The sequence below is a fragment of the Pseudovibrio sp. Ad5 genome, assembly GCF_001623095.1.
Lineage (GTDB): Bacteria > Pseudomonadota > Alphaproteobacteria > Rhizobiales > Stappiaceae > Pseudovibrio.
In genome coordinates this window covers 18,506-43,099 of record NZ_LMCH01000007.1, presented here as the reverse complement: position 1 = coordinate 43,099, position 24,594 = coordinate 18,506, and the positions used below count along the sequence as shown (strand labels likewise).

Here is a 24,594-nt window from a genome sequence, read left to right as displayed (position 1 = left end):
AAGAGTAGTTGCACTTCATTGAGAAATTTCTGACAAATCTTCTTGGTTTTTCCTCTGTCTACCGCTTGACCAAGCTGGCAATTTCTGGTGACAGTCCGAGCAAACCTAATTTGCTTGATCAGGGCAAAAATCAAACACACGGCGGAATAAATGGCTACGGATAGGTATAATGCACGCGCAACGGAAGCGCGCTGGCAAAAAGTATGGGACGAAAAGAACGTCTTCGAGACGGACAACGATGATCCGCGCGAAAAATACTACGTACTAGAGATGTTCCCTTACCCATCCGGTCGTCTACACATGGGGCACGTGCGTAACTACTCCATGGGTGACGTGGTTGCACGCTTCAAACGTGCACGCGGCTACAATGTTTTGCACCCGATGGGTTGGGATGCATTCGGCATGCCTGCGGAAAACGCGGCAGCTGAAAAGAAGGTACACCCAAAGGGCTGGACCTACGACAACATTGCTGCAATGCGCGGTCAGCTGAAAACAATCGGCCTGTCTTTTGACTGGAGCCGTGAATTCGCAACCTGCGATGAAAGTTATTACGCACAGCAGCAGGCCCTGTTCCTGGACTTCCTGGAAGCTGGCTTGGTTTACCGCAAAAACGCGAAGGTAAACTGGGATCCAGTCGACATGACCGTTCTGGCAAACGAACAGGTGATCGACGGCAAAGGCTGGCGCTCTGGCGCAGAAGTTGAGCAGAAAGACCTGACCCAGTGGTTCTTCAAGATCTCTGATCATTCCGAAGAGCTGTTGGAAGCAATCGACACTCTGACTGAATGGCCTGAAAAAGTTCGTCTCATGCAGAAGAACTGGATCGGCAAATCTGTTGGTCTGAAAGTCAATTTCGAGTTCACCGAAACCGCTCCAACCGGTGATGAGACTCTGGAAATCTTCACGACCCGTCCAGACACGCTGTACGGCGCGTCCTTCATGGGCCTGTCACCAGATCATCCGATCACGCAGAAACTGGCTGAAGACAACGCAGAACTGCAGGAGTTCATTGCTGAATGTCGCCGTATCGGCACGACAGCTGAAGCAATTGAAACCGCAGAAAAGCTTGGCTTCGATACCGGCCTGCGCGTCAAACACCCGCTGAACCCATCCTGGGAACTGCCAGTCTATGTGGCAAACTTCATCCTGATGGATTACGGCACGGGCGCTATTTTCGCATGTCCTGCGCACGACCAGCGCGATCTGGACTTCGCTCACAAGTACAAACTGCCAGTCAAAGCAGTTGTGTTGCCAGAAGGTGAAGACCCGGCCACATTCGACGTTGGCACCGAAGCTTACACCGGCGAAGGCTCCATCTTTAATTCCGAGTTCATGGACGGCATGTCCATCGAGGATGCAAAGAATGCTGTTTCTGACAAGCTGGAAGCGCAGGAAGCCAAAGGAAAACAGCAGGCGCACCGCGAAACCAACTACCGTTTGCGTGACTGGGGTATCTCCCGTCAGCGCTACTGGGGTTGTCCGATCCCTGTCATCCACTGTGATGACTGTGGTGTTCAGCCAGCGCCAAAAGAAAGCCTGCCAATCGTTCTGCCGGAAGATGTCACTTTCGACCGTCCGGGCAACCCGTTGGATCGTCATCCAACATGGCGCAATGTGAAATGCCCATGCTGTGGCAAGGATGCTCAGCGTGAAACCGATACCATGGACACCTTCGTGGATTCCTCCTGGTACTTCGCACGCTTCACTGATCCGAAGAACAGCAATCCGACCGATCCAAAGGCTGCTTCTGAGTGGCTGCCAGTTGATCAGTACATCGGTGGCATCGAGCACGCGATCCTGCACCTGCTCTATTCCCGCTTCTTTGCACGCGCCATGCAGATCACCAAGCATCTGGATGTGAAAGAGCCGTTCAAAGGCCTCTTCACACAGGGCATGGTGAACCATGAGACCTACAAAGACCCTGATGGGAAATGGGTAACACCAGCTGAGATCAACATCATCAGCACCGAAGGCGACAGAAAAGCGGTTCACGCAGAAACCGGCGCTCCAGTCACCATTGGTTCCATCGAGAAGATGTCCAAGTCGAAGAAGAACGTTGTTGACCCAACCGACATCATCGACACCTACGGCGCTGATACAGCGCGTCTCTTCGTTCTGTCTGACAGCCCGCCAGAGCGTGACATCATCTGGACAGAAGACGGTGTCATCGGTGCATGGCGTCACGTACAGCGCGTATGGCGTATCATTGGTGAAGTCTCAGAAAAGACCGAAGCCAACATCGCAAAGCCTGCTGAGTTCAGTGATGAAGCAACAGCCCTGCGCCGTGCTTCTCATAAAACTCTGGCTGCCATCACAAAAGACTTTGATGGCCTTGGCTTCAACCGTGCTGTTGCCCGTCTTTATGAGTTCACCAACGCGATCAGCAAGGCGCTTCAATCAGACCTGTCCAAACCGGACATGGCGTATGCTCTGCGCGAAGCAACTGGCTTCCTCCTGCAGCTCATGGAACCAATCACGCCTCATCTTTCTGAGGAATGCTGGTCCATGCTCGGCAATGAAGGACTGGTATCCACATCAAACTGGCCAGTTGTCCAAGAGGATCTGCTGGTAGAAAACACCATTACGCTTCCGATTCAAATCAATGGGAAGAAAAAAGGTGAGCTTTCTGTAGCAAGAGACTCTTCCAAAGAGCAGGTAGAAGAAGCTACTCTGGCACATGAGGCTGTTCAGAAAGCTCTGGATGGCAAGGCCCCACGTAAAATCATCGTGGTACCTCAGAGGATTGTAAATGTCGTTGTTTGATCGCCCTGCTAAATCAGGTCGCCCTTCCCGCCGGGTTCTACTCGGCGGGGCAACAATTGTTGCGGGTGCCCTTCTTCTTTCTGGCTGCCAGTTCCGTCCGCTCTATGGCGTTAGCCCAACGCTGTTAGGCGATGGCTCGGAGCAGACTCAGACCGTCCAGGCTCAAATGGCGGCAATTTCCATGAAGTTCCCAAGCTATGGGGATTCAGGGTCAATCAAGCGCATCAATCAGGTCCTGCGCAATCAGCTGATTTTCGCATTCACACGTGGTGGTGATGCTCTGCCGCCAAAGTATCGTTTGGAAATCCTGACAGACAAGCGCCGTGCTGAAGTGGGCGTTGAGCAGCTGGCCGACGTGCCAACCGCTTACAACATCACCGTCAACACCAGCTTCGTTCTGGCAGATATCCAGACAGATCGTACGCTCTACACTGGCCGCTCCTTTGCCTCTGCATCCTTTGACTTTTCCAGTCAGCGCTTTGCAAACCTGAGAGCAGAACGAGATGCAGAAGACCGTGCTACCAAGGTTGTCGCTGCTGACATCAACACCCGCATAGCAAGCTTCTTTGCAACACATCCTGTAGAGCCTGTAGAATAGGACCACTATGGTAGCCCTCAAAGCTGCTGAAATTGACCGGTACATCGCCAACCCGCCAGACTCCGTAAACCTCATTCTTGTTTATGGGCCAGACACCGGGTTGGTGAATGAGCGAGCGCAAGCACTGATCTCCAAAGCAGCCTCCGAGAATGATGACCCATTCTCCCAAGTCAAACTGGACGCTGCTGACATCGCTGCAGACCCGAGCAGATTGATCGATGAGGCCCTGACTATTCCCCTCTTTGGTGGCCGTCGCACAATCTGGGTCCGCGAAAACGGCACCAAGAGCGTGCTGCCAGCCGTCGAACCGCTCCTCAAAAACAACGACTTTTCTGCCTTCATCGTGATTGAAGCCGGAGACCTGAAGAAGACAGCAGGCCTGCGCAAAAAGATCGAAGCCAGCAAAACCGCGGTTGCCATCCCCTGCTTTGCAGACACAGCACGCGATGTAGATCGTCTGATTGATGAAGAAACCCAGTCAGCAAACCTGCAAATCAGCAAAGAAGCCCGCATGGCGCTTCACACTTTGCTCGGCGCTGACCGCATTGCTAGCCGCGGAGAACTCAAGAAGCTGTGCCTCTACGCGATGAATGACAATCGCATTGAGGTCCATCATGTCGAAGAGATCATTGGTGATGCTTCAGCATTCGCCATGGATGAACTAATCGATGCTGCAGCTTTGGGTGACACGATCACATTGGACCACGGCCTGGAGCGCCTCTCAGCCTCAGGGACGGACGTTGGCGTGATAGCCTCTCAAGCCCTCAGACACTTCCAGATGCTTCACCTGTGCCGCTTAAAAGCCAATCAACGCATTGCTGTAGAAGATGTTATTGGCGGCGTCCGCCCTCCGATCTTCTGGAAGCGTCGCTCGAAGATTGTCAGTCAGGTTGAGATCTGGAATGAAGACTTTCTGGAACGCGCTCTGACCCGTCTCAACGATGCTGTCAAAGAGGCCCGCTTCAACGCCAATCTCTCAACTGCAATTGTGTCTCATACCCTTTTGGCAATTGCTCAGGTAGCTAAAGCCTCAAACAGACGACGATAAACACGCGGAAGGTGGGTCGCCACCTTCCTCACAAACAACAACAATATTCGCACAAAGCGAAATCACAGGCACTCCTATGTCTCACTCACTCATCCATTGGATCAGGCTGAAGTTCGCTCAACATGAACTTTGGGCAATCAACTTCGCGCTCCTTCGCCCCCAATTGTCGCTTTTTGGAGCAGCATCATTGTGGGCCTGGATTTTCCCGCCATTGCTCAGCTTTGGTGTCTTAATCGGCTACCTCGTGCAGAACTACGCGGCACTGGGATCAGTCATAAATCTGATCATAGGCCTGCCCGTGCTGATCCTCTTAGCTTATTGGGTTTTCCGTTGGTACTTCATTTGCCTGGGCTTGATGTTCGGCCGTCGCAATATGGCTGAGAAGAAGAGAGCAGAAGTCAGTGCACGCATTGAAAAACTGCTTCCAGTCGTAGGCTAAGTCTGCTGGTCAAAAAAATCATTTCTTCTCCGAATCTAAAAAGGCCGCGCCTCAGTTAAGAGACGCGGCCTTTTCTAAATTTCCGAAAGCAGAAACAATCAGTTCTGAATGCCCAACAAGCGACAGACTTCGTCCAGTTGCTCTACATTCTTGTACTTGATCTTAAGCTCACCAGTGCCCTTATCAGTCTTATGAGCAATAGCCACCTTAAGACCCAGACCATCGGCCAGACGCTTCTCTAAAGCGCGTGTATCCGCATCCTTTTCAGGCTTTGGTGCTGCCTCTTTTTTCTGGAACAAGTCCGGGTTCTGAGCCAGACGCTCTGCATCACGAACTGTAAGCCCCTTCTCCACGATCAGCTCAGCCAAAGCCGCAGGATCTTCCGCAGTGATCAACGCACGCGCATGACCAGCAGTGAGAAGCCCTTCTGCAAGATAGTCCTTCACTGAATTTGGCAGTTTCAGCAAACGCAGTGTGTTGGCCACATGGCTCCGGCTCTTACCGATAACCTTGGAGAGTTCAACCTGGCTGTAAGAAAACTCTTCGATCAGCTGATCATAACCCAACGCCTCTTCAATCGGGTTCAGGTCTGCACGCTGAACATTCTCGATAATCGCAAGTTCCAGCGCTTCCTGATCAGTCACCTCACGGATGACAACAGGCGCATCATGCAAACCAGCCTTTTGAGCTGCACGCCAACGACGCTCACCGGCAATGATCTCGAAATGACCAGGCTTATTCGGACGAGGACGCACCAGAATTGGCTGCACAATCCCCTTCTGACGAACGGATTCGGTCAGGTTGTTCAGATCATCTTCTACAAATGATTTGCGTGGGTTACGTGGGTTCGGCTGAAGGTACTCAATCGGCACCTTCCGCACATCACGGTTACGTTCTGGAGTGGAGACAGCTGGCTCTGAGTTTACGTCACCCAACAGCGTTGCAAGGCCGCGCCCTAGTCGCTTATTGGTACGCCCTGCTTCCTCAGTTTTCGCCATTTCAATTCCACCTATCTACATTCTAGGAGCTCGGGAGTCAGCAGCCCCTTCCCGCACGCTCTGCGGGTCAAATAACAAATCTCTTTAAAGTAGAAGCGGCAGCCAGATCAGGCAGCCGCCATCCGCATGTCACGCTCTCGCTGAATAATTTCGGAAGCGAGTCGTAAATAAGCCTGCGAACCGGAACACTTCAAATCATAAAGCAAAGCAGGCTTGCCATAAGATGGAGCCTCGGAAACACGTACGTTCCGTGGAATCACAGTCTCATAAACTGCATCACCCATCGTCTCACGCACATCCTGTACAACCTGACTGGAGAGATTGTTACGGCTGTCATACATGGTCAACACAATGCCATGGATGCTCAGCTCTGAATTGAGAGACTGCTTCACCTGCTCAACGGTGCTAAGCAGCTGGCTTAGACCTTCCAGAGCAAAAAACTCGCACTGCAACGGTACAAGAATGCTGTGAGATGCTGATAAGGCATTGATAGTCAAGAGGTTTAACGACGGCGGACAGTCCACTAGAATATATGAATACCCTTGTGCCCTACCCATCTCAGCTGCCTGCGCCATACCTGAAATTGCATTCCGTAATCGGAATGTCCGGTCAGGTGCAGAAGAAATCTCCAACTCAACACCCAGCAAATCCATCGTTGATGGAGCAATCCATAAACGCGGAACAGCGGTTTCCAGAACAGTTTGCTCTAGCGTCGAATCTCCGCTCAAAACATCATAGGTAGAATATTCACGATCGACGCGATCAATCCCTAACCCTGTCGACGCATTGCCTTGCGGATCCAGGTCAATAATTAGGACGCGTTCGCCAATTGCGGCAAGCGCTGTGCCAAGATTAATGGCTGTTGTCGTCTTGCCTACGCCACCCTTCTGGTTGGCGATAGTCAATACACGTGGAGATTGCGGCAGTAAGCTCATCCGACAGCACCCTAGTTAGCGGTTTTCGGGTCAATTTTAGATAGAACCAAAACGCGACTTAGCGGATCTACTAGACTTACTTTTTCTACCAGATCAATTGACCAATCGGCAGATGCTTCTTCAATTTCGCGGCGAAAATCTTGACCTTTGTGGAAAACAGCAGTCGCGCCACGCTGTACAAATTGCGAAGAAAACCCGCAGAGAACCTGTAAAGAAGCTAGTGCACGCGCCGAAACACCCTCAATCGGAGCCTGCCAGTCTTTCGTAACGGCTTCGATTCTACCCGCATGAACTTTGACGTTACAGCCAGTCTCACGTGCCACAGTCCGAAGGAAAGCTGCTTTGCGCTGGTTGCTCTCAACCATATGCACAATGCCCTCTTCCCCTTCCTGCCTCAGCAACATCGCAGTCACCAATCCAGGGAAACCTGCGCCGCTTCCGAAATCAATCCAGGAACGTGCATCCGGCAAACTACGCTGAATCTGAATAGAATCGGCCACATGCCGCATCCAGATATCATTCATCGTAGATGGTGCAATCAGATTCTGTGCAGGTTGCCACTTGAGAACGAGGTCCACGTAGATACTTAGACGTTCAAACGTTTCACGTGAAACATCCTCATACATACGCATGACAGGTGTAATCTGGCTGTAATCAGCCCTTTTTTCGAATGACATACTAAACAGCACCAGCAATGTTTTTGCCTGAGCGGCGAATATACGCAAGCAGCAAAGTCAGCGCCGCTGGGGTAATCCCATCCATGCGCGATGCTTGCCCGATGGTTGAAGGGCGCAAAGCTTCAAGCTTCTGGCGCACCTCGTTGGAAAGTCCGGTCAGTGAGGAATAGTCAATCCGCTCAGGAATAACCAAGTCCTCATCCCGTTTCAGAGCGGCGATATCAGCTGCCTGACGTTCCAGATAGACGGCATACATCGCATCTATAGAAACTTGTTCAGCACATTTGATATCGACATCCTTCATCTCATCAAAGATCTCAATGAGGTCTTCAAGAGTAATATTTGGATAGGCCAACAAATCAAACACTGAGCGCTTCACACCATCCTGATTGATCGGCAAGCCATGCTTACGCCCCTCGTTGGGTGTAATTTTGACGGACTGCATCAAATCCTTGGTTTTCCGCAGTTTTTCCATCTTCGTTTCGAAAGCGACTCGACGCGTATCACCAATACATCCCCACTCAAGACCAAGTGGTGTGAGGCGCTGGTCCGCATTGTCTGCACGTAGTGTGAGACGATACTCAGCGCGGGATGTGAACATGCGATACGGCTCAGAAACGCCCCGTGTGATGAGATCATCCACCATCACGCCAATGTACCCGTCAGCACGTCCAACCGTCACCGCAGCGCCGTCTTGAGACGTTCTGGCAGCATTCAAGCCAGCCAGCAGACCTTGAGCGCCAGCCTCTTCATAGCCGGTCGTGCCATTGATCTGACCCGCGAGGTAAAGGCCCTTCTGCTTCTTCACCTCAAGCGTGTTTGTCAGTTCAGTCGGATCGATGTGATCGTACTCAATCGCATAAGCCGGTTTGAAGTACTCAACCTTCTCCAAACCCGGAATCGTGCGCAGAAACTGGATCTGAACATCCTCAGGCAGCGAGGTCGAAATACCATTCGGATAGACCGTCGGGTCATCCAGCCCTTCTGGCTCAAGGAAGATCTGATGACCATCGCGATCACCAAAGCGAACGATCTTATCTTCAATAGACGGACAATACCGAGGACCCACGCCCTGGATCTCGCCCGAATACATCGCTGAACGTTTAATGTTGTCGCGAATGATCTGATGCGTCTCTGGCGTCGTGCGTGTGATGTAACACGGCACCTGACGGATCTGGATTTTGTCGGTCAGTGTTGAAAATGGAATTGGCTCTTCATCACCTGGCTGCTGCTGAAGGATATCCCAATTGATCGTGCGCCCATCCAGACGTGCCGGAGTGCCTGTCTTCAAACGACCAAGACGCAGACCAATCTCTTCCAAAGATACAGACAAACCAAGCGCTGGCGCTTCACCGTCACGACCCGCAGGAATTTGCTTATCGCCGATATGGATTAGACCACGCAGGAACGTGCCGGTCGTGATCACAATCGCCTTGGCCGAAACCCGACGACCATCACCAAGCACGACGCCTTTGAGGATATCACCTTCACGGATCAGCGTGTCAGCTTCGCCTTCCACCACATCGAGATTATCAATCGCTTTAATCTCAGCCTGCATCGCTTCGCGATAAAGCTTGCGGTCAGCCTGAGAGCGCGGCCCTTGCACAGCTGGCCCTTTGCGGCGATTGAGCATACGGAATTGAATACCGGAAGCATCAGCCACCCGGCCCATCAATCCATCCAGTGCATCGATTTCTCGAACCAGATGCCCCTTCCCCAAACCGCCAATAGCTGGGTTACACGACATCACACCAATGGTGTCAAAGCGATGAGTTATAAGCGCTGTATAGGCACTCATGCGCGCAGCTGCAGCCGCGGCTTCACAGCCTGCATGGCCGCCGCCAATCACGACAACGTCAAACTCAAGATCAAAATTATCAGACATTTCGGTCCTGCATTTCGCCCATCTAAAAACAGAGAAAGGACAAGCCACACTCTCTGCGAGCCTCTGGACCAGATGAAGGCCGCAGATAAAACTTGGGGGAACTAGAAGGGCAACTACCTATTTTCTTGAAGACTTGATACAACAGGTCGCGCGCTGGGTCAAAGAAAACAGCGCAGTGAGTCGCCAATGCCGCAGCATTAGTTATCCACGAGACTCACCAGCTTTTCCCCACTGACTCACGATTCCCAATAAATGTTTCACGTGAAACATGGCACTTCTACATCTTTTATTTACCAACGCAGAAATCACGGAAGATGACATCGAGCAAATCTTCAACGTCGATTCGACCTGTAATACGCCCCAGCTGATCAGCTGCTCGTCTCAAATCCTCACCTCTCAATTCAATCGGAAAGCCCTCCGCTTGAATACCGTGGTTCAGGTCTTCCACACATTGGGTCAGATGAGAACGATGACGTTCACGAGTGATAAGCGGATTTTCGATCAATCCGATATTTCGTTCCGCAAACGACTCGAGGCTTGATAGCAGCGTGTTCATACCGCCCTCTTCGCGAACGGAGACATTGATCTCTTCTGTCGTTTCGAAGGAGTCATGATCAGCATAAGAACCCAGATCACTCTTGGTATTGAGACGCCAGATCTCTGCACCATTCTTCAGCAAGCTCTCCGGCAACTCCTCAGCAGTCACATTCGGCGCATGAGTCCAGAGAATGAGATCCGCTTTTTCAGCATGAACAAGAGCACGGCGAATGCCCTCTTTCTCGATCATGCCAGCACTCTCACGAATGCCTGCTGTGTCAATCAGCGTGACCGGATAACCGCCAAGGTCCAGATGCACCTCAAGCACATCGCGGGTCGTTCCAGCTTCCGGCGTCACGATCGCCACATCACGCTGAGCCAGTTTATTCATCAAGCTGGACTTACCCGCATTCGGTGGACCAAGCAGAACAACCTGCAGACCTGAGCGCAGACGCTCCCCTCTCCGCGCATCAGAAAGGTGGGCGACAATCTGGTCCCGAAGCTTCGCCAGCTCCACCCATATTTCATCGGCCACAGAATCTGGAATGTCATCTTCATCAGAGAAGTCGAGCTCAGCCTCAATCATCGCACGGCTGCGGATCAGTGTTTCCCGCCACTGCGAATAGAGGTCACCAAGCGCCCCATCCATCTGACGCTGAGCCTGTCGACGTTGCGCATCAGTCTCTGCATCAATCAGATCAGCGAGACCCTCAACCTCAGTCAGGTCGAGTTTGTTGTTGTGAAATGCCCGGCGCGTGAACTCACCCTGTTCAGCTGGTCGTGTCTTTTCAAAGGTGGAAAGTGCGCGTAGCACCGCCGCAACAACAGCTCGCCCGCCATGGCAATGTAGCTCGACAGTGTCTTCACCGGTGAAACTTCCAGGGCCTTCGAACCACAAAATCAGCGCGTGATCCAAAACAGAACCATCTACAGGGTCCCATAATTTCTTAAGGCATGATTCACGTGAAACGGGGAATTTACCCTTAATCAGCTTTCTCAGGATTGGCCCGGACTGTGGACCTGATAAACGGATAACAGCAACGCCTGAAGGAAGTGCGCCGCTAGAAACTGCGTAGATGGTTTCCTGTTGTGTATTCATTCCACGTCCGGTTCTTTAACTGTATGATCTCGTATGAACTGCGTTAAACCTAGCCTTTACGCCAAGCAATACCTTGAACTCAGGATCACCTCTTTATGAGCAGAAATCGCTTAACGAACGCTTCAAGCCCTTACCTTCTTCAACACCAAAATAACCCTGTCCACTGGTGGGAGTGGAGTAAGGAAGCACTGGAAGAAGCGCAAAAAACAAACAAGCCAATTCTGCTGTCTGTTGGCTACTCCGCCTGCCATTGGTGCCACGTTATGGCCCATGAAAGTTTTGAGGATGAAGCAACAGCGGCTCTCATGAATGAGCATTTCGTCAACATCAAGGTAGACCGCGAAGAGCGCCCGGACATTGATCAGATCTATATGCAAGCACTCCATATGCTTGGTCAACAGGGTGGCTGGCCACTGACCATGTTCCTCACTCCAGAGGGTGATCCATTCTGGGGTGGTACCTATTTCCCGAATGAAGCACGACACGGCTCTCCTGCCTTCAAGGATATTCTGACCGCAATTTCACAAAGTTTCATTGCTGATCGCGACACTATTGAAGAGAACCGGCAAGCCATCAGCCAGGCTCTCAACAAGCCGCCATCAGAGGCCTCCCCTCTATCTGGCTTCCTGATCACCGCTGCCGGCAAGCAACTCTTCAACATACAGGATGAGGAAGAAGGCGGCATGAAGGGTGCACCAAAGTTCCCTCAAGCCTCCGTTCAGGAGCTCATCTTCAGAACCGCCAAGGCGCAAAAAAACACCTTCATGCGTGAGCAGTTTTTGAAAACCACGCGAGCGATTTCGCAAGGTGGAATCTATGATCATGTGGGAGGTGGCCTGGCTCGTTACGCAGTCGACTCTATTTGGCTGGTCCCTCATTTCGAAAAGATGCTCTACGACAACGCGCAGTTTATCGAACACCTGTGCTTGGCTTATCAGGAAACGGGCGATGAACTGTTTCACATCCGAATCCAGGAAGTCGCCGATTGGCTTGAGCGTGACATGAAGCTTCCTGAAGGTGGCTTTGCATCTTCCATGGATGCAGACAGTGAAGGTGTCGAAGGCAAGTTTTATGTCTGGGCCTATGATGAGTTGAAGAACCTCGTTCTGGCAGAACACTTCGAGCTGTTCTCTAATGTCTACGACGTCACCCCGGATGGAAACTGGGAAGGCAACATCATCCTCAACCGACGCCACTCCCCTACTCTTCTGGAAGCTGCTGAAGAAGAAGCTCTGGCAACCTGCAAAGCAATCCTGTTGGATCACAGAAGCAAACGCATTCCGCCTCACAAAGACGACAAGGTACTGGCCGACTGGAACAGTATGCTCATCTGTGCGCTGGTAAAAGCAAGTGCTCTTACCTCACATGAAACTATGCGCACTTCCGCCAAGGCCGCTTTCGCCTTCATCACAGAGCATATGTTTGTTGATGGAAAGCTCAGTCATTCCTGGCGTCAGGGCCAACGACTGGAAGTCGGTTTTGCCGCTGACTATGCATGGGCCGCTAGAGCAGCTCTTGCCTTGTACAGATCGGAACCGAATCCATCCGAAAAGCAGAGCTACCTGCAACAGGCAGAAGAGTTCCTGAATATTCTGAAAGAGCGCTTCACCCATTCCAACGGTGCGTTCTACATGACAGATAAGGACGCCGACGATCTCATCCTCCGCCCCTACCACGCCTATGATGAAGCAACACCAAACTACAACGCCGTGGCAGCTTTTGCCTTCTCAGAACATTGGATCCTGACAGGTGACGCATCTTCTCGTGATGTCGCCGATGGAACCTTGAATGCATTTGCAGCGGATGTTCCAAACAACATCTTCGGCACAGCATCACTGCTTACAGCACTTGATGCACGTACCCGATTCAAGAAAGCGCTTGTGGTTCTGGGAACTGGTTCGGACGCGAATCCAATAATGCAGGCTCTACATTCTCAAGCTGATCCTGCCCTCTATGTGGATGTTATTCCTGCTGGTGTGGCTAAGCCGGTGGAGTTGGAAAACTCATCCTGGAACACGGATGAAACCACTGTCTTCATCTGCTCCGAAAAAGGATGCTCTCTGCCAACAACAGCACCTGAACAGGTGAAAGAGCAGATCTGATCCGCAAATGAACTAAACGCTGACTCACAGTTTCACGTGAGTCAGCGCTCATAAATATACTTTTGAAAACATGGGTGATTCACGTGAAACATCACATAATTCACAGATCACCCATACACGAGCATTCAATTACGTTCAGCTCTTAGATACGCTTTCAAAACGATCCTTCATCAATCGGTAAAGCACATGACGCACCAACGGGTGGTCATCCTCCAACATTTGATGATTAAAATCATCAGCTGGGTTCCTCATCATACCCAACCGTTGCATCAACTTTTGCGAACGCAAGTTTGTCTCCGTCGTGAAGCTGACGATCTCATCAACCTCAAGAGTTTCGAAACCGAATCCAAGCCAGATACGAGCTGCTTCCTGCGCTATCCCCTTCCCCCAGGCATCAGGGATAAGCCGCCAACCAATCTCCACACACGGATCAAACGGAAGTGGTTTTGGATAGGTCGGAATGTTCAAACCACAAAAACCAAGAAACCTACCAGAAGCCCGATCCTCAACAACAGGACATGCAAAACCCAGATCAGTCTGCTTAGCCATCATACGCTCAAGCATATGGGCACTCTCATCGCGAGACATCACATCTGGGAAAAACTCCATGACGCGCGGATCTGAGTTCATCTCATCCATACCGTCCAGATCACGCTCTTCCCACTTTCGCAACACGAGACGCTCGGTCTCAATACGTGGGCACTTATCAATTAATGTCTCAACCATTTTTCCGTTCCAAATATTTCTCTTTAGAAAGGCGGTACAAAACATGCCGCCTCAATGGATGCCCCTCTTCAATCAAAGGGTGATCAAAGTCTGCCGAAGCATCCCTCACCATTCCCAGCCTCTGCATTACTTTTTCAAAACGCTGATTGATAGCAGAAGTGAAACTTACAATCTCGTCCAAACGAAGAGTTTCAAATCCGAATCTAAGCCAGATCCGCGAGGCTTCCTGAGCAATCCCCCTCCCCCATGCACCGGGTATAAAACGCCATCCGATTTCCACACACGGGTCGAAGGGCAGCGGTTCTGGGTAGGTCGGTACACCGAGCCCACAAAACCCTAAGAACCTCCCTGACGCCCGTTCCTCAACAACTGGAGTACCAAACCCATACTTCACCTGCTTCGCCATGAGCCGCTCAAACATCCGCTCACTGTCCTGCCGGGACATCACCGCCGGAAAGAACTCCATCACCTGTGGGTCTGCATTCATCTGAACAAGCCCTTCCAAATCCCGCTCTTCCCATCTCCGCAACACGAGCCGCTCAGTCTCAATACGCGGACATTTGTCGATGACGTCTTCAATCATAGCCCTGCCCCAATTACCGTTGTCGCGTCATTTTATAGAGCACTTGGCGTTTAAGCCGGTGCCCATCCTCAAGCATGGGATGCGCAAACTCTTCAACACGAACCATACCAAGACGCTGCATTACCTTCTCGGAGCGAGAGTTTTGCACGGGTGTAAAGCTGACAATCTCATTGAGCTTAAGAGTTTCGAGTCCGAATCCAAGCCACATTTGTGCGGCTTCAGTAGCAAAGCCCTTTCCCCACTCACTGCGTAAGAGCCGCCAGCCTATCTCAACGCAGGGACCAAATAAAAGATGCTCCTGATATCCCGAAACCTTCAACCCACAATATCCAAGAAACCGCCCACTCCGTTTTTCAGAGGCAACCGAAAAGCAAAATCCATGCTGCTGTTGCGCATCCATGTAACGCGCCAACATCTTTTCACTCTCAGCACGAGACAGCACCGATGGATAGAACTCCATCACCCGCGGATCAGCATTCATCTCGACAAGACCATCCAGATCAGCAAGCTCCCACTTCCGCAGCACCAATCGCTCAGTCTCAATGCGCGAACACCGATCAATCGCGATATCAACCATTAGCTTGCTCAACGAACTGAGCTGCAGAGAGCCTGTACAAAACATGCCGGCACAAAGGATGGTCAACCAAAACATTCGGAAAATCAAAGTCCTCAGCAGGATCATGTGTCATGCCAACCTTCTCCATCACTCTCCGGGACTTGTGATTTTGCACGACCGTGATGGCAACAATTTCATCAAGCTGAAGCGTTTCGAATCCGAATCCAAGCCAGAACTTAGCCGCTTCGACAGCAATGCCCTTGCCCCATGTCTCAGGGGTAAGCCGCCAACCAATCTCAACACAGGGCTCACATGGCAAAGGCCCACTGTACGCAGGAACATTGAGCCCACAAAAACCGAGAAAGGCACCAGTCTTTTTGTCTTCCACCACGGGAAAACAGAAACCATGCTTTTCTTCCTGCCTCATCATAATATCAAGAAACTGCCGCGCTTCATCTGGCGTATTCAGAGATCGGAAAAACTCCATCACTCTCGGGTCACCATTCATGCGAATGACACCATCCAGATCACGCTCTTCCCATCTACGAAGAACAAGCCTTTCGGTTTCAACACGCGGGCATTTATCGATTAAAGTTTCCATCATTCAATTGCCTAAAATAATGCTCTTTGGAAAGCCGGTATAAAGCATGCCGACATAACGGATCATCAGTTTCAACACCAGGAAAGTCAAAATTTTCGGCAGGATCATTAATCATGCCAAGCTTCTCCATTACACGTCGCGATCGATGATTTTGAACAACAGTAAAAGATACAATCTCTTCTAATTGAAGAGTTTCAAATCCGAATTTAAGCCAGATGTTAGCTGCCTCAACTGCAATCCCCTTCCCCCAGGCTTCAGGGATAAGACACCAGCCCATTTCAGTGCACGGCTCAAAAAACATCGGCTCTTGGTACAGAGGGACGTTAAACCCGCAGAACCCGAGAAAAGCTCCTGTGGCTCTATCTTCGATCACAGGAAAGCAGAAGCCATCTTTCTGTTGTTTGAGCAAATGCACTTCGAGCAGCAAAGGTGTTTCTTCCGGAGAGTTTAGTGTGCGGAAAAACTCTCCTACCTTTGGATCGGTATTTAGGCGATAGAGACCATCTAAATCCCGTGGCTCCCACTTCCGCAGAACAAGTCGATCAGTTTCAATCCGCGGACATTTATCCAAAGCTACTACTTTCATGAGTGTCTCATCTAATCTTGCTGCCAAGGTCCTCAGATAAAAAACCGCATCTCTCTGAGAACACAACCACATTTGCAAAAGATATTAAGCTTTGTACCCTTCCCAGAAGTTGCAGATGCTTCATCAGTAGACATTTTTATTCAAATACATTGGCTTGAAAAATAAAAAAGCCCCGCTCACCGAATTGGCGAGCGGGGCCGAAAAATTCGGTAGGCAGTAAACCTAGGTATTCATAGAGTCAAAGAAGTCATCATTGGACTTGGTCTGACGCAGCTTGTCGAGCAGGAACTCAACAGCATCAACAGTACCCATCTGGCTGAGAATACGGCGCAGAACGAAAGTCTTCTTGAGCTTATCAGCAGGAACAAGAAGTTCTTCCTTACGAGTACCAGAGCGTTGAATATCAACTGCTGGGAAGACGCGCTTATCAGAGATCTTACGATCAAGGATGATTTCAGAGTTACCAGTACCTTTGAATTCTTCGAAGATAACTTCATCCATACGGCTACCGGTATCGATCAGTGCCGTTGCGATGATGGTCAAAGAACCACCCTCTTCAATGTTACGCGCAGCACCAAAGAAGCGCTTAGGGCGCTGCAAGGCGTTCGCATCAACACCACCGGTCAAAACCTTACCGGAGGAAGGAACAACGGTGTTGTAAGCACGGCCAAGGCGAGTAATGGAATCCAGAAGGATAACAACGTCGCGACCATGTTCGGTCAAACGCTTTGCCTTCTCAATAACCATCTCAGCAACCTGAACGTGACGAGTAGCTGGCTCATCAAAGGTTGAAGATACAACTTCACCATCAACTGTACGTTGCATGTCCGTTACTTCTTCCGGACGTTCATCGATCAACAGAACGATGAGGTAACATTCAGGATGATTGGTGGTAATAGATTTCGCAATATTCTGAAGGAATACTGTTTTACCTGTCCGAGGAGGCGCAGTGATCAAAGCACGCTGGCCTTTGCCGAGCGGAGCTACAAGATCAATAATGCGAGAAGAAATATCCTTGGAGGTAGAATTCTCGATTTCAAGATTGAAGCGCTCATCTGGATAAAGCGGTGTCAGGTTATCAAAGTGAACCTTATGTCTCGCTTTTTCAGGGTCTTCAAAGTTGATTTTATTGACTTTTAGAAGGGCGAAATAACGCTCACCTTCTTTAGGACTACGGATCTGGCCTTCAACAGTATCACCGGTGCGCAGAGAAAAGCGACGGATCTGTGAAGGTGAAACGTAAATATCGTCTGGGCCTGGCAAGTAGTTCGCATCAGGGGAGCGGAGGAATCCAAATCCATCTTGGAGGACCTCTACGACACCTTCGCCGATGATCTCAATATCTTGCTCTGCAAGTCTCTTCAAAATCGCAAACATAAGTTCCTGTTTGCGCATGGTGCTTGCATTTTCAACGTCATGTTCCTCAGCAAAAGCAAGGAGTTCAGTTGCGCTCTTAGTTTTCAGGTCTCTGAGTTTCATTTCCCGCATCAATAGGGATCGTCTTTACTATGGGTTCTGGACTTGATTTAGCTTTAGAAGGATCAAGAACTTTCGAACACAAAACGTTAGGGGGGAATAGCAGCTCATCTAGATACGATATTTATCGACCTTCGAAAATCGCTAGGAGATCAGCGATCACATAAGCTACATCGTGAAGTTGCGGGGACAATAACTAATCGAATTGAATTCGGCAAGTGCTTATTGCCCACTAATTCTCCTAATTTTCCAATATTAAAATTCGAATGTTCGGATCACCTAGGGTTTAAAGATCACCAGGAACACAATTGCAACCATTAATAGTGTCGGTAGTTCATTAATAATTCTAAAGTAGCGCTCACTATTCTTATTTTGATCCTGCGCAAACTTAGTGACATGACGTGAAAGCATCACGTGATATATCGTCATCAGTATAACCAGTGAAAACTTCAGCATAAACCAAAGATCAAAATAAGCATCAAGCAGATAAACCAGCCACAAGCCAAAAATCCAGGTGGCCATCATGGATGGAGCCATAATCGCTTTAAGCAATCGGCGCTCCATGATCTTGAAGGTCTCGCTCTTATCAGAACCGATTTCAGCGTTCGTGTGATAAACGAAAAGGCGCGGCAAGTAGAACAATCCCGCCATCCAGGCAATCACAGAAATTATGTGGAGGGACTTCGCCCAGGAATATGCATCTTCCATGATCCGCGCCTTATCTAATTCGCAGTGTCTGCTTACAGGCCTTTAACCCGCTTCACCATCTCAGCAACATGTTCTGGCGGAGTTTGCGGAACAACGCCATGACCAAGGTTAAAGATGTGCGGACCATTACCCAAAACTTCGAGAGCGTGATCTATTCCAGTTTCCAGCGCACGTCCACCAGCAACTAGGCGCATTGGATCCATATTGCCCTGTACAGGAACAATTTTCTGAATTTCCTGCGCCACTTCTGCCGGAACAGTCCAGTCCAGACCAACTGCATCAACACCAGTGGCTTCAACATAGCGCTTCAAGCGAGCAGCTGATGCTTTCGGGAAACCAATGATCTTCGCGTTTGGACGCTGAGCTTTCACACCATCAACGATCTTGCGGGTTGGACCAACGGACCACTGCTCAAAACCTATGTCATCCAGAACACCTGCCCAGGTGTCAAAGATCTGCAGCGCATCTGCACCACCATCAAACTGAGCCACCAGGTACGTGATCGAAGCTTCAACCAGCTGATCAATGAATGCAGTCAGAAGCTCAGGATCCTGATAGGAGCCGATACGAGCGGCAAACTGGTCCTGGGTGGTATGACCAGCCACAGAATAGCAAGCAACCGTCCACGGGGCTCCGCAGAAGCCCAGAAGGGTGGTTTCAGTCGGTAACTCCGCTCTCAAACGCTCGACTGTGGCAATAACAGGAGCCAAATGCTCCATCGTCCTAGCTTGATCAAGCTTATCAACGAGTTCTGTCGAAAGTGGTTCGAGAACTGGTCCTCGACCCTCCTCAAAATTTACAGGGTAGCCAAGCGCATCTGGAACAACGAAGATGTCAGAAAATAGGATGGCAGCATCAAAGCCATACCGGCGAATGGGTTGGAGAGTAACTTCTGTCGCAAGATCGGTATTGTAGCAGAAGTCGAGAAAATTCGGTGCTTGAGCTCGTACAGCTCTGTACTCAGGCAAATACCGTCCTGCCTGGCGCATCATCCAGATTGGTGGGCGCTCTAGTTTCTCGCCTGCCAAAACGCGCATTACCGCTCTTTCATGAGATTCCATAAATCGCCTCTTTTTCCCAAGCCTGCTTAAAAAGAATCTTCTTATTTGGAAGTTTCTATTTCTATTAGTGAGTGAATAGCAGGGATCAATTTAATTCCACAATTCCTAACTGAGAAAACCCTAATAGGAAAAGTCACAGATCAAAAACAAGCAAGACTCTCAACAGGAGTCGAAAACAAATTGTTTTTTCTAAAGATTCAATAGGTTACAATCTGGAAAATAACCACAGATCACAGTTTATCCCGTATGCTGTGCTGTGAATCTTTTGCGTGGGCAATGTGCAATCCCGTTTATCCAAGTCGTTTCGAAATCAGTATTCTCAAAATATGGAATTGTTGACGGATTAGGGTCAGCGGGCATTAATTTGAAAGCACAGTGAGATTTGGCTAGTTTTTCCAAGTCTCTTAGGAATGTTGAGGATGATACCTTGGGTAACCACTCTAACTACTTCCATTTACACATGGTTTCGGACTCAACAGGCGAAACTTTGATGACAATTGTGCGTGCTGCGACCGCGCAATATGAGAATATTCAGCCCATCGAGCATGTTTACCCGCTGATCCGGCATGACAAACAGTTGAGTAGAGTCTTGGAAGAGATTGAATCTGCACCAGGAATTGTTCTCTACACCCTTGTGGAACAATCCTATGCCCGCCGTCTGGAGCGTAAATGCCAGGATTTGGGGCTGCCATGCGTTAATGTTCTCAAGCCCGTCTATCAGGTCTTCCATAGCTATCTGAACGTCACAGAAACGTGGCGTGTGGGCGGACAGCACGTGATGGATGAGGAATACTTCCAGCGCATGGAAGCGATGAACTACACCATGCTGCATGATGACGGCCAAATCGCAGGGGCTTTGGACGAAGCAGACGTTATTCTCGTCGGCATTAGCCGAACCTCTAAGACGCCAACCTCTATCTATCTGGCAAATAGAGGTATTAAGGCGGCTAACATCCCGCTTATTCCCAATATGCGCCCTCCCCGTCAGCTCCTGAAAGCCAAAAGACCTCTCGTGGTCGGTCTGATGGCCACGGCCGAACGTATTCGGGATATCCGCCAGAACCGCATATTGTCGCTGGATGCCAAAACAGACAACGACACCTACGTTGATCGCAAATCAATTGCTCAGGAGATTGCGATGTCGAAACGGTTGTGTGCTGAAAATGGCTGGCCGCTCATCGATGTAACGCGCCGTTCAATCGAAGAAACGGCAGCTGAGATCATGGATTTGCTCCGAAAACATAAAAATGAGCAAAAAGAGACAGAAGAATATTGAGAAGCATCGCGCTTTATCCCAATAAACAGCACAAGAAATCCTCAGATTGAGAAAGCAGAGTATGACTCGACTGATTTTAGCGAGCGGAAGTAAAATTCGCGCGACTCTCTTAGAAAACGCAGGCTTAATTTTTGATCGTATTCCAGCAAATGTTGATGAACGACAGATAGAAGAGCCATTGCTTTCCACTGGTGTGGACCCAGAAGTGATTGCAGCTAAATTATCCGTTGCGAAAGCGAAAGAAGTTTCCGCCCGAAATCATGGTGCTTACGTCGTTGGCGCTGATCAGATCCTGGCATTCGAAGGGAAACGCCTCGTTAAGCCAGAAGATCTGAACGCAGCCCGCAAGCAACTCATGAGCTTTTCCGGCAAAAGCCACGCGCTTCATTCTGCGGCATGTGTTGTTAAAGACGGTGAAGTTGTCTGGGAAGGTATTTCGACGGCAATTCTGAATGTACGTGAGTTATCAGAAGATTTTCTGGACTGGTACATTGAGCGAACCGGGTCCGAAATTCTCTCCAGCGTTGGTGCGTATCAGCTGGAAGCCGAAGGCGTACAGCTCTTTGATAAGATTGAGGGTGATTACTTTACAGTGTTGGGCCTGCCTCTCCTGAGCCTCCTCTCATTCTTGCGCGAGATTGAGGTTTTGAAGAAATGAGGAATGCAGCTGTCACAGGACATCCAATTGGCCACTCAAAATCTCCTCTGATACATGGTTATTGGCTCAAGCAGCACGGCATAAAAGGCAGCTACATTGCACAGGATGTACCTCCTGAGACTGCCGAAAGCTTTTACAGCGCACTGGCCGAGCATGGGTTTGTTGGCTGTAACGTGACAATTCCAAACAAAGAGCATGCGTATAAATCTGCTGAGATGTTGGATGATGCAGCCAAAATGATTGGAGCTGTGAATACGCTTTGGTTGGATGATGAAGGTGTCTTGAATGGCTCAAACACCGACGGTCTTGGCTTTCTGGGAAATCTCGACCAAATGCTGCCCAACTGGGATAACAACGGGAATAAAGCCGTTGTTCTGGGTGCTGGCGGGGCCTCCCGAGCGATTATCTGGGCGTTGCTGTCCAGAGGATACACAGAAGTGTATATCGCCAATAGAACACTAGAAAAAGCGCAGAAACTTGCAGATCATTTTGGCCTAAATACCATCGCAATTGAATGGGATAGTCTGGGGGAAAAGCTTGGAGAAGCGGATTTTCTGGTGAACACGACCTCTCTTGGTATGCCTGGACAACCAGAATTAAACATTGATCTTGATAACCTGTCGAAATCAGCAGTTGTGACGGATATAGTTTACTCTCCGTTACAAACCAAACTGCTTCGTGATGCTGCTCAGCGTGGCAATTCGACGGTTGATGGTCTGGGAATGCTACTTCACCAAGCTGTACCGGGTTTTGAAAAATGGTTTGGAGTTCGTCCGGAAGTCACCGACGAGCTTCGTGAGATGATCCTGAGAGAAATGGGACTTACCTGAATGGTTATTCTCGGTCTGACTGGCTCGATTGGAATGGGGAAATCAACCACCTCAAAGCTCTTCGCAGAGGCTGGAGCCGCTGTTTATGATGCAGATGCTGCGGTCCATGCACTTTACACTGGCAAAGCTGTTGAACCTGTTGGCAGCGCCTTTCCCGGCACTGCTAAAGATGGTCGGATTGACCGCGAAGCCCTCGGTAAAATCGTCCTCCACGACAAAGCAAAGATGATGCTTCTGGAAAGCCTCATCCACCCGCTCGTTCAGGAAGTTGAAACTGAGTTTCTGCATCAAGCAAAACTAGATCGTCGTAAGGTCGTTGTTCTCGACGTCCCTCTCCTCTTCGAGGTCGGCAAACACAAGGCCGTTGATGCAGTCGTCGTGGTTTCTGCACCATATGATGTGCAGCGTCAGCGTGTTCTTGAAAGACCAGGCATGACAGAAGAGAAATTTGAGGCTATCTACGCAAAACAGTTAAACGACGCAGAAAAACGCAAAAAAGCGCATTTTATTGTCGACACTGGCCGAGGCGTTGAGCCGGCCCGTCGTGCAGTGGGTGCCATTATGCGCGCTGTGTCTTCGATCGCTTCTAGAACGGTGTAATTATGCGCGAAATCTCCTTCGATACTGAAACCACAGGCCTGAATCCGCTTGATGGGGATAGGCTGGTTGAAATCGGCGGAGTGGAACTCATAAATTTCATTCCAACGGGCCGGACCTGCCATCTTTACGTCAACCCGCAACGAGATATGCCAGAAGAAGCGTTCCGTATTCACGGCCTCTCTGCTGAGTTCCTCTCCGATAAACCGCTGTTTGTCGATGTAGCTGACGAATTTCTTGATTTTGTTGGAGATTCACGCCTGGTTATTCACAACGCTCCATTCGATATGGGCTTCATCAATATGGAGCTTGGACGTTGTAATAAACCGAAAATCCCAAATACGCAGGTGCTGGATACTCTAAAGCTCGCCCGCAGAAAGTTCCCGACCGGATCGGTTTCTCTGGATGCTTTGTGTTCGCGCTACGGCGTGGATAACACAAAGCGCGTATACCACGGCGCGTTGCTCGATGCGGAACTGCTGGCTGAAGTTTATCTGGAGATGAACGGCGGTAAGCAGAAAAATCTTGGTCTGATGCCAGACGATGAAGCGATCGATCTGGATAAACTCAATGATGAGCCCAAAAAGCGCGTCGCAGCCAAACAACGCCCAAACCCTCTCTCCCCTTCCCTGTCAGAGGAAGAAATTGAGGCGCACGCCAAATTCCTTGCTGGAATGAAATCTGACCCTGCCTGGAACAAGTATCTGAAGTAGGTTCCAAACAAAAAGCGCTCCAGATTTCTGAAGCGCTTCAAACTGTTATCAGAGCATAGATGGCAAAACGCGATCCGGTGGACGATGCCCGTCCATAAAGGCTTTGATATTGATGATGACCTTCTCACCCATATCAATACGCCCTTCGATTGTTGCCGACCCCATGTGAGGCAGCACAACCACCTTGTCGGATGCCACAAGCTTCGGATTGATCGCAGGCTCGTGCTCAAACACGTCCAGCGCAGCCCCTGCAAGTTCACCTGATTCAATCTGACGGATCAGCGCGTTTTCATCCACGATCTCACCGCGAGCGGTGTTCACGATGTACGCATCAGGCTTCATCAGCTTCAAACGGCGTGCGGAAAGCAAGTGGTAGGTACCCGGTGTATGCGGACAATGGATGGAGACGACATCCATGCGCGCAAGCATCTGATCCAGGCTCTCCCAGAAAGTAGCCTCCAGCTGCTCTTCAAGCTCCAGAGGCTCACGAATTCGATTGTGGTAATGGATAGACATACCAAACGCTTTTGCGCGTCTGGCGACCGCCTGACCGATCCTGCCCATGCCGATGATACCGAGACGTTTACCCCAGATACGGCGACCAAGCATCCAGGTTGGAGACCAGCCGTCCCATTCCTTGTTCTCAATCTTCTTCATGCCTTCAGAAAGGCGACGTGGAACAGCGAGAATAAGCGCCATGGTCATGTCTGCGGTGTCTTCGGTCATCACACCAGCAGTATTGGTAACTGCAATACCGCGATTGTTGGCAGAGATAACGTCAATATTGTCAACGCCATTACCGAAGTTGGCAATCATTTTCAGATTAGGGCCAGCCTGAGCCAAAACCGAAGCGTCAATGCGGTCTGTAACAGTGGGGACAAGAACATCAGCAATTTTGACGGCTTCCACAAGCTCAGCCTGTGTGAACGGCTTATCTTGCTCATTCAACCGTGTGTCGAAAAGCTCGCGCATGCGTGTTTCAACAACATCCGGCAGTTTCCGCGTCACAACCACAATAGGCTTCTTTTTTGGCATCGTCCCCGCCTTCTGTCAAAAATTCGAAGTTTTTTAACCCTGCCCTAATCACCATATGAGTCAATGACTCAAAGGTCTTACAGGCTGTCAAAGTTTCATTACCAAAT

General features: G+C 50.0%; 24 protein-coding genes. 10 read left to right on the top strand and 14 right to left on the bottom strand.

All coding sequences use genetic code 11. The annotated features are described in order from the left end of the window. Positions 1-150: 150 nt before the first annotated feature. The 4 genes from leuS to PsAD5_RS04440 all read left to right on the top strand — a co-directional run bounded on the left by leuS (position 151) and on the right by PsAD5_RS04440 (position 4,848). Complete coding sequence (gene leuS, locus PsAD5_RS04455) at positions 151-2,763, top strand: leucine--tRNA ligase (RefSeq protein WP_063291226.1); 2,613 nt, start codon at positions 151-153, stop codon at positions 2,761-2,763. Next, positions 2,750-3,361: an LPS assembly lipoprotein LptE gene (gene lptE / locus PsAD5_RS04450; RefSeq protein ID WP_057463224.1), complete on the top strand. Its 612-nt coding sequence runs from the start codon at positions 2,750-2,752 to the stop codon at positions 3,359-3,361. Before leuS ends, lptE begins: the two co-directional genes overlap by 14 nt. A 7-nt stretch (positions 3,362-3,368) precedes the next feature. Continuing rightward, positions 3,369-4,409: a DNA polymerase III subunit delta gene (holA, locus tag PsAD5_RS04445; RefSeq protein ID WP_057463223.1), complete on the top strand. Its 1,041-nt coding sequence runs from the start codon at positions 3,369-3,371 to the stop codon at positions 4,407-4,409. A 187-nt stretch (positions 4,410-4,596) separates the two neighbouring features. Continuing rightward, positions 4,597-4,848, top strand: coding sequence for a hypothetical protein (locus PsAD5_RS04440; protein WP_208988478.1), 252 nt, complete (start codon positions 4,597-4,599; stop codon positions 4,846-4,848). A gap of 98 nt (positions 4,849-4,946) precedes the next feature. On the opposite strand, the gene PsAD5_RS04435 is transcribed toward PsAD5_RS04440, so the two are convergent. The 5 genes from PsAD5_RS04435 to mnmE all read right to left on the bottom strand — a co-directional run bounded on the left by PsAD5_RS04435 (position 4,947) and on the right by mnmE (position 10,979). Next, the gene (locus PsAD5_RS04435; protein WP_057463221.1) at positions 4,947-5,846 is read right to left on the bottom strand and encodes a ParB/RepB/Spo0J family partition protein; all 900 of its coding nucleotides are present in this window, start codon (positions 5,844-5,846) and stop codon (positions 4,947-4,949) included. Between the two features lie 107 nt (positions 5,847-5,953). Beyond that, entirely contained in the window at positions 5,954-6,781 is an 828-nt protein-coding gene (locus PsAD5_RS04430) for a ParA family protein (RefSeq protein ID WP_063286220.1), read from the bottom strand. 11 nt (positions 6,782-6,792) lie between these two features. Continuing rightward, positions 6,793-7,413, bottom strand: a complete 621-nt coding sequence (gene rsmG / locus PsAD5_RS04425) for a 16S rRNA (guanine(527)-N(7))-methyltransferase RsmG (protein ID WP_063286464.1) — start codon at positions 7,411-7,413, stop codon at positions 6,793-6,795. 46 nt (positions 7,414-7,459) lie between these two features. After that, complete coding sequence (mnmG, locus tag PsAD5_RS04420) at positions 7,460-9,343, bottom strand: tRNA uridine-5-carboxymethylaminomethyl(34) synthesis enzyme MnmG (protein ID WP_063291224.1); 1,884 nt, start codon at positions 9,341-9,343, stop codon at positions 7,460-7,462. A 286-nt stretch (positions 9,344-9,629) separates the two neighbouring features. Next, positions 9,630-10,979: a tRNA uridine-5-carboxymethylaminomethyl(34) synthesis GTPase MnmE gene (mnmE, locus tag PsAD5_RS04415; protein WP_063291223.1), complete on the bottom strand. Its 1,350-nt coding sequence runs from the start codon at positions 10,977-10,979 to the stop codon at positions 9,630-9,632. Positions 10,980-11,074: 95 nt separating this feature from the next. Between mnmE and PsAD5_RS04410 the strand changes: the two genes are divergently transcribed. Further along, the gene (locus tag PsAD5_RS04410; protein ID WP_063291222.1) at positions 11,075-13,081 is read left to right on the top strand and encodes a thioredoxin domain-containing protein; all 2,007 of its coding nucleotides are present in this window, start codon (positions 11,075-11,077) and stop codon (positions 13,079-13,081) included. A gap of 135 nt (positions 13,082-13,216) precedes the next feature. On the opposite strand, the gene PsAD5_RS04405 is transcribed toward PsAD5_RS04410, so the two are convergent. The 8 genes from PsAD5_RS04405 to hemE form a co-directional block, all read right to left on the bottom strand. Next, positions 13,217-13,807, bottom strand: a complete 591-nt coding sequence (locus PsAD5_RS04405) for a GNAT family N-acetyltransferase (protein WP_063291221.1) — start codon at positions 13,805-13,807, stop codon at positions 13,217-13,219. Then, positions 13,800-14,390, bottom strand: a complete 591-nt coding sequence (locus tag PsAD5_RS04400) for a GNAT family N-acetyltransferase (RefSeq protein ID WP_063291220.1) — start codon at positions 14,388-14,390, stop codon at positions 13,800-13,802. The genes PsAD5_RS04405 and PsAD5_RS04400 overlap by 8 nt, the downstream gene beginning before the upstream one ends. 13 nt (positions 14,391-14,403) lie before the next feature. After that, positions 14,404-14,967: a GNAT family N-acetyltransferase gene (locus PsAD5_RS04395; protein WP_208981612.1), complete on the bottom strand. Its 564-nt coding sequence runs from the start codon at positions 14,965-14,967 to the stop codon at positions 14,404-14,406. Beyond that, positions 14,960-15,550 carry a GNAT family N-acetyltransferase gene (locus PsAD5_RS04390; RefSeq protein ID WP_063291219.1) on the bottom strand — a complete coding sequence of 197 codons (591 nt, stop codon included), beginning with the start codon at positions 15,548-15,550 and terminating at the stop codon, positions 14,960-14,962. Before PsAD5_RS04390 ends, PsAD5_RS04395 begins: the two co-directional genes overlap by 8 nt. Then, positions 15,528-16,133, bottom strand: a complete 606-nt coding sequence (locus PsAD5_RS04385) for a GNAT family N-acetyltransferase (RefSeq protein ID WP_063291296.1) — start codon at positions 16,131-16,133, stop codon at positions 15,528-15,530. Before PsAD5_RS04385 ends, PsAD5_RS04390 begins: the two co-directional genes overlap by 23 nt. Positions 16,134-16,355: 222 nt before the next feature. Next, complete coding sequence (rho, locus tag PsAD5_RS04380) at positions 16,356-17,621, bottom strand: transcription termination factor Rho (RefSeq protein ID WP_057463213.1); 1,266 nt, start codon at positions 17,619-17,621, stop codon at positions 16,356-16,358. A 267-nt stretch (positions 17,622-17,888) separates the two neighbouring features. Beyond that, entirely contained in the window at positions 17,889-18,317 is a 429-nt protein-coding gene (gene hemJ / locus PsAD5_RS04375; protein ID WP_063291218.1) for a protoporphyrinogen oxidase HemJ, read from the bottom strand. Positions 18,318-18,349: 32 nt separating this feature from the next. Then, positions 18,350-19,378 carry a uroporphyrinogen decarboxylase gene (hemE, locus tag PsAD5_RS04370; RefSeq protein ID WP_057463211.1) on the bottom strand — a complete coding sequence of 343 codons (1,029 nt, stop codon included), beginning with the start codon at positions 19,376-19,378 and terminating at the stop codon, positions 18,350-18,352. Positions 19,379-19,805: 427 nt separating this feature from the next. On the opposite strand from hemE, the gene PsAD5_RS04365 reads away from it, so the two are divergent. The 5 genes from PsAD5_RS04365 (at position 19,806) to dnaQ (ending at position 23,452) form a co-directional block, all read left to right on the top strand. After that, positions 19,806-20,654 carry a pyruvate, water dikinase regulatory protein gene (locus tag PsAD5_RS04365; RefSeq protein ID WP_082596851.1) on the top strand — a complete coding sequence of 283 codons (849 nt, stop codon included), beginning with the start codon at positions 19,806-19,808 and terminating at the stop codon, positions 20,652-20,654. A 61-nt stretch (positions 20,655-20,715) separates the two neighbouring features. Further along, positions 20,716-21,312, top strand: coding sequence for a Maf family protein (locus PsAD5_RS04360; protein WP_057463210.1), 597 nt, complete (start codon positions 20,716-20,718; stop codon positions 21,310-21,312). Next, positions 21,309-22,142 carry a shikimate dehydrogenase gene (locus PsAD5_RS04355; protein WP_063291217.1) on the top strand — a complete coding sequence of 278 codons (834 nt, stop codon included), beginning with the start codon at positions 21,309-21,311 and terminating at the stop codon, positions 22,140-22,142. The genes PsAD5_RS04360 and PsAD5_RS04355 overlap by 4 nt, the downstream gene beginning before the upstream one ends. Continuing rightward, positions 22,143-22,742: a dephospho-CoA kinase gene (coaE, locus tag PsAD5_RS04350; protein WP_057463208.1), complete on the top strand. Its 600-nt coding sequence runs from the start codon at positions 22,143-22,145 to the stop codon at positions 22,740-22,742. It begins immediately after the preceding gene. 2 nt (positions 22,743-22,744) lie between these two features. After that, positions 22,745-23,452, top strand: a complete 708-nt coding sequence (dnaQ, locus tag PsAD5_RS04345; RefSeq protein WP_057463207.1) for a DNA polymerase III subunit epsilon — start codon at positions 22,745-22,747, stop codon at positions 23,450-23,452. Between the two features lie 48 nt (positions 23,453-23,500). On the opposite strand, the gene PsAD5_RS04340 is transcribed toward dnaQ, so the two are convergent. Beyond that, on the bottom strand, positions 23,501-24,487 hold the full coding sequence (locus PsAD5_RS04340) for a 2-hydroxyacid dehydrogenase (protein WP_057463206.1): 987 nt from the start codon (positions 24,485-24,487) through the stop codon (positions 23,501-23,503). Positions 24,488-24,594 lie beyond the last annotated feature (107 nt).

Excerpts from the sequence above, each read along its gene's own strand:
- PsAD5_RS04435 (WP_057463221.1), bottom strand. The coding sequence starts at position 5,846 with ATGGCGAAAACTGAGGAAGCAGGGCGTACCAATAAGCGACTAGGGCGC.
- PsAD5_RS04340 (WP_057463206.1), bottom strand. The coding sequence starts at position 24,487 with ATGCCAAAAAAGAAGCCTATTGTGGTTGTGACGCGGAAACTGCCGGAT.
- holA (WP_057463223.1), top strand. The coding sequence starts at position 3,369 with ATGGTAGCCCTCAAAGCTGCTGAAATTGACCGGTACATCGCCAACCCG.
- mnmE (WP_063291223.1), bottom strand. The coding sequence starts at position 10,979 with ATGAATACACAACAGGAAACCATCTACGCAGTTTCTAGCGGCGCACTT.
- PsAD5_RS04385 (WP_063291296.1), bottom strand. The coding sequence starts at position 16,133 with ATGAAAGTAGTAGCTTTGGATAAATGTCCGCGGATTGAAACTGATCGA.
- rsmG (WP_063286464.1), bottom strand. The coding sequence starts at position 7,413 with ATGCGTATGTATGAGGATGTTTCACGTGAAACGTTTGAACGTCTAAGT.
- PsAD5_RS04400 (WP_063291220.1), bottom strand. The coding sequence starts at position 14,390 with ATGATTGAAGACGTCATCGACAAATGTCCGCGTATTGAGACTGAGCGG.
- PsAD5_RS04405 (WP_063291221.1), bottom strand. The coding sequence starts at position 13,807 with ATGGTTGAGACATTAATTGATAAGTGCCCACGTATTGAGACCGAGCGT.
- PsAD5_RS04430 (WP_063286220.1), bottom strand. The coding sequence starts at position 6,781 with ATGAGCTTACTGCCGCAATCTCCACGTGTATTGACTATCGCCAACCAG.
- coaE (WP_057463208.1), top strand. The coding sequence starts at position 22,143 with ATGGTTATTCTCGGTCTGACTGGCTCGATTGGAATGGGGAAATCAACC.
- hemE (WP_057463211.1), bottom strand. The coding sequence starts at position 19,378 with ATGGAATCTCATGAAAGAGCGGTAATGCGCGTTTTGGCAGGCGAGAAA.
- PsAD5_RS04410 (WP_063291222.1), top strand. The coding sequence starts at position 11,075 with ATGAGCAGAAATCGCTTAACGAACGCTTCAAGCCCTTACCTTCTTCAA.
- PsAD5_RS04395 (WP_208981612.1), bottom strand. The coding sequence starts at position 14,967 with ATGGTTGATATCGCGATTGATCGGTGTTCGCGCATTGAGACTGAGCGA.
- hemJ (WP_063291218.1), bottom strand. The coding sequence starts at position 18,317 with ATGGAAGATGCATATTCCTGGGCGAAGTCCCTCCACATAATTTCTGTG.
- PsAD5_RS04355 (WP_063291217.1), top strand. The coding sequence starts at position 21,309 with ATGAGGAATGCAGCTGTCACAGGACATCCAATTGGCCACTCAAAATCT.
- PsAD5_RS04360 (WP_057463210.1), top strand. The coding sequence starts at position 20,716 with ATGACTCGACTGATTTTAGCGAGCGGAAGTAAAATTCGCGCGACTCTC.
- rho (WP_057463213.1), bottom strand. The coding sequence starts at position 17,621 with ATGCGGGAAATGAAACTCAGAGACCTGAAAACTAAGAGCGCAACTGAA.
- mnmG (WP_063291224.1), bottom strand. The coding sequence starts at position 9,343 with ATGTCTGATAATTTTGATCTTGAGTTTGACGTTGTCGTGATTGGCGGC.
- dnaQ (WP_057463207.1), top strand. The coding sequence starts at position 22,745 with ATGCGCGAAATCTCCTTCGATACTGAAACCACAGGCCTGAATCCGCTT.
- leuS (WP_063291226.1), top strand. The coding sequence starts at position 151 with ATGGCTACGGATAGGTATAATGCACGCGCAACGGAAGCGCGCTGGCAA.
- PsAD5_RS04390 (WP_063291219.1), bottom strand. The coding sequence starts at position 15,550 with ATGATGGAAACTTTAATCGATAAATGCCCGCGTGTTGAAACCGAAAGG.
- lptE (WP_057463224.1), top strand. The coding sequence starts at position 2,750 with ATGTCGTTGTTTGATCGCCCTGCTAAATCAGGTCGCCCTTCCCGCCGG.